Raw genomic sequence first — 2,780 nt, 5'->3', positions numbered from 1 at the left:
GGTTGGCCGTAAGAAATAAAGTGGTGCCTTCTTCAGCGAGTTCTCCTACCAGGTCGCGTAGCAGTACAGTTTTTCCAGTGCCCGGAAGGCCCTTTATCAGTGTCAAGCGATTGGACGCCAGCTGCTCGCGGATTGAATCCCGCAACTTCTGACGCTTAAGGTGCGTGCCACCAATGTCATCAGCCTGTTGATCAAGCCAATGACGCGTATTGTCTCTGAGAATGTGTATGTCGCCTGCAAACGCCGGCGACATCGCCTCGGCGAAGCCGGTGTTGCCCGGACCGTGTTGACACTCAATTTCGGCAGTTGGTATAAACCTCAGGACGTCATTGCCGGTCGAGCTGATCGGTCGACGAAATACGGTTGCCGCGAATCCTGAATGCTGACATAATGCCCCGCCTCATGGAGGTGAGGAGTCGGGGCCGGCAAGGCTTTAATGCCGGATACCGGACGGAGCCTGCCTTCAGATCGTCGCGGAAACTCCACCGCAAACAGGGGAAAGGGTTCTATGAACAAGCAGGAACTGATCGAAGCCGTGGCCGCGTCCGCGGATCTGTCCAAGGCCGATGCCACTCGTGCCGTGGATTCCGTCATCGACAACGTGACTCAGACCCTCAAGAAGGGTGATCAGGTCACGCTGGTCGGCTTTGGCACCTTCTCCGTGAAGGAGCGTGCCGCACGCACCGGCCGCAACCCGCAAACGGGTGCAACCATCCAGATTCCCGCCAGCAAGGTTCCGGGTTTCAAGGCTGGTAAAGCGCTCAAGGATGCGGTAAACTAAACGCTTTCCTTGAGGGTGCTTAGCTCAGCTGGGAGAGCATCGCCCTTACAAGGCGAGGGTCGGAGGTTCGAGCCCTCCAGCACCCACCAGTAAAAGTCGGAGTGGTAGTTCAGTTGGTTAGAATACCGGCCTGTCACGCCGGGGGTCGCGGGTTCGAGTCCCGTCCACTCCGCCATACGAGAAGAGGGCATCCTGTTGGATGCCCTCTTTTTTTGCCCGCTTGTCGGTATCCCGCCTGGATGGAGAAGAAATCGGCGCCAAGCCTTTGAGCCCCGGCTCATTTGGTGGCATCCTAGGCGGTTTGTAGGGCGGCCCGGGTGGCGAATTCCGATTCCACCGGCCAGCCGACTGTCATCAGCAGCCTTCGGGGGCCCCCGCAGCCGCGGGGACGGAAAACGTACAGAGACACTATGCTTCAGTCCATCAGAGATAATATTACCGGCTGGATTGCCTGGGTTGTGGTCATTCTTCTCAGCATCCCCTTCGCCCTGTTTGGGATTAACACCTACTTCGAAGGGCGATTCACCAACGCTGTGGCCACGGTCAATGGCGAGGAGATCCCCAACCAGCGCTTCCGGGATCGCTACCAGAATCAGTTCCAGCAACTGCGGCAGATGTTCGGGGACCAGTTCGATCCAGAGATGATCGATGAATCCCGCCTGCGCCGTCAGGTCCTGGATCAAATGATTCAGGAAGAGCTTCTGATTCAGCGTGCCGAGGATCAGCGTTTTCGTGCCGACGAGCGCGAAGTGATTGAACAGATCCGTTCCATCCAGGCTTTCCATGTGGATGGCGAATTCTCGATGGAGCGTTATCGCACTCTGTTGCGGGCACAGAATATGACTCCGTCACAGCTGGAGCAGAACCTGACTCGGGAGCTCAAGGGTCAGTATCTTCAGAGCGCCGTTTCTCGTTCGACCTTTGTGACCGATCAGGAAATTGAGCGCATGGCGCGTCTGGAAGCCCAGCGCCGCATCTTCGACGAAATCAGTATTGCTCCCGCCGACTTCATTGATCGGGTCGATGTCAGCGACGATGAGGTCGAGGAATGGTACGAGACCCATGCTGATCGCTACATGACAGCCGAACAGGTGGATCTGCGCTACATCAAGCTGTCCATGGCCGAGGTTCGCGAGCGTATCGAGATCGGTGAGGAAGAGCTGCGTGAGGCCTGGGAGCGTGACCGGGAGCGTTACCTGGAGGACGAGGAGCGCTATGCCCGTCACATCCTGATTCGCATGGATGACGATGAATCCGCCGCCCGAGAGAAGATCGAGTCCTTGCGGCAGCGCCTGGCCGATGGTGAATCCTTCGAGGACCTGGCCCGCGAGTACTCTGACGATACCCTTTCCGGCGAGGAGGGTGGCAGCCTTGGCTGGGTCTTGCCCGGCGACATGGTTGACGCTGTCGATGAAGTGATTTTCACCCTGGAAGCGGGCGAAGTCAGTGAAGTGGTGGAGAGTGAGTTCGGTTTGCACCTGGTTCGGGTGGATGAGATCGAAACGCCGGAACCGCTGCCTTTCGAAGAAGCCCGTGACGAGCTGCTTGCTGATCTGCGCCAGACCGAAGCCGAGCGTCGCTTCTTCGATCTGCGCGAAACCATGGCAGATGAGGCCTTTACCAACCCGGATGCCCTGGAGCCCATTGCCGATATCCTTGACCTGGATATTCGGACGGTCGAGGACGTGACCCGGGATGAGGGTGAGGGCATTGCCGGCCATTCCCGTGTTCGTCAGGAAGCCTTCAGCGCCATGGTGCTGGACGAGGCGCTCAACAGTGATCCCATTGAACTGGATGACGACACGGTCGTGGTGCTCCGGGTAGTGGATCATCGTCCGGCCGAGCAGCGGCCACTGGAAGCTGTGGCCGACCAGATTCGCGAGGAAGTTCGTCAGGACAAGGCAACGCGGGAAGCCCGTGCCCTGGCCGAACGTTTGCGTGAACGGGCGGGCGAGGGTGAGTCCTTCCTGGATCTTGCCGAAGAAGCGGACCAGCCGAT

Annotated in this window: 3 protein-coding genes and 2 tRNA genes; 4 read left to right on the top strand and 1 reads right to left on the bottom strand. The window is 58.6% G+C overall.

Going from position 1 to position 2,780, the window contains the following annotated elements; all coding sequences use genetic code 11:
• Positions 1 to 253, bottom strand: a 253-nt coding sequence (locus ACJWXQ_RS07980) for a hypothetical protein (RefSeq protein WP_406672543.1), incomplete at its 3' end; no start/stop codon positions are given.
• Positions 254 to 508: 255 nt separating this feature from the next.
• Here ACJWXQ_RS07980 and ACJWXQ_RS07975 point away from each other — a divergent pair.
• The 4 genes from ACJWXQ_RS07975 to ACJWXQ_RS07960 form a co-directional block, all read left to right on the top strand.
• Positions 509 to 781 (top strand): HU family DNA-binding protein, encoded by a 273-nt coding sequence (locus tag ACJWXQ_RS07975; protein WP_346049902.1) that lies wholly within the window; start codon positions 509 to 511, stop codon positions 779 to 781.
• A gap of 13 nt (positions 782 to 794) precedes the next feature.
• Positions 795 to 870, top strand: a tRNA-Val gene (locus tag ACJWXQ_RS07970).
• Between the two features lie 9 nt (positions 871 to 879).
• A tRNA-Asp gene (locus ACJWXQ_RS07965) sits at positions 880 to 956 on the top strand.
• 235 nt (positions 957 to 1,191) lie between these two features.
• Positions 1,192 to 2,780: SurA N-terminal domain-containing protein (locus ACJWXQ_RS07960; protein WP_406672542.1), on the top strand; the 1,589-nt coding region annotated here is incomplete at its 3' end.

The sequence above is a fragment of the Natronospira sp. genome, from assembly GCF_007134575.1.
GTDB lineage: Bacteria > Pseudomonadota > Gammaproteobacteria > Natronospirales > Natronospiraceae > Natronospira > Natronospira elongata.
The sequence above is the reverse complement of the archived record's forward strand: the minus strand, read 5'-3'. Positions and strand labels throughout refer to the sequence as shown.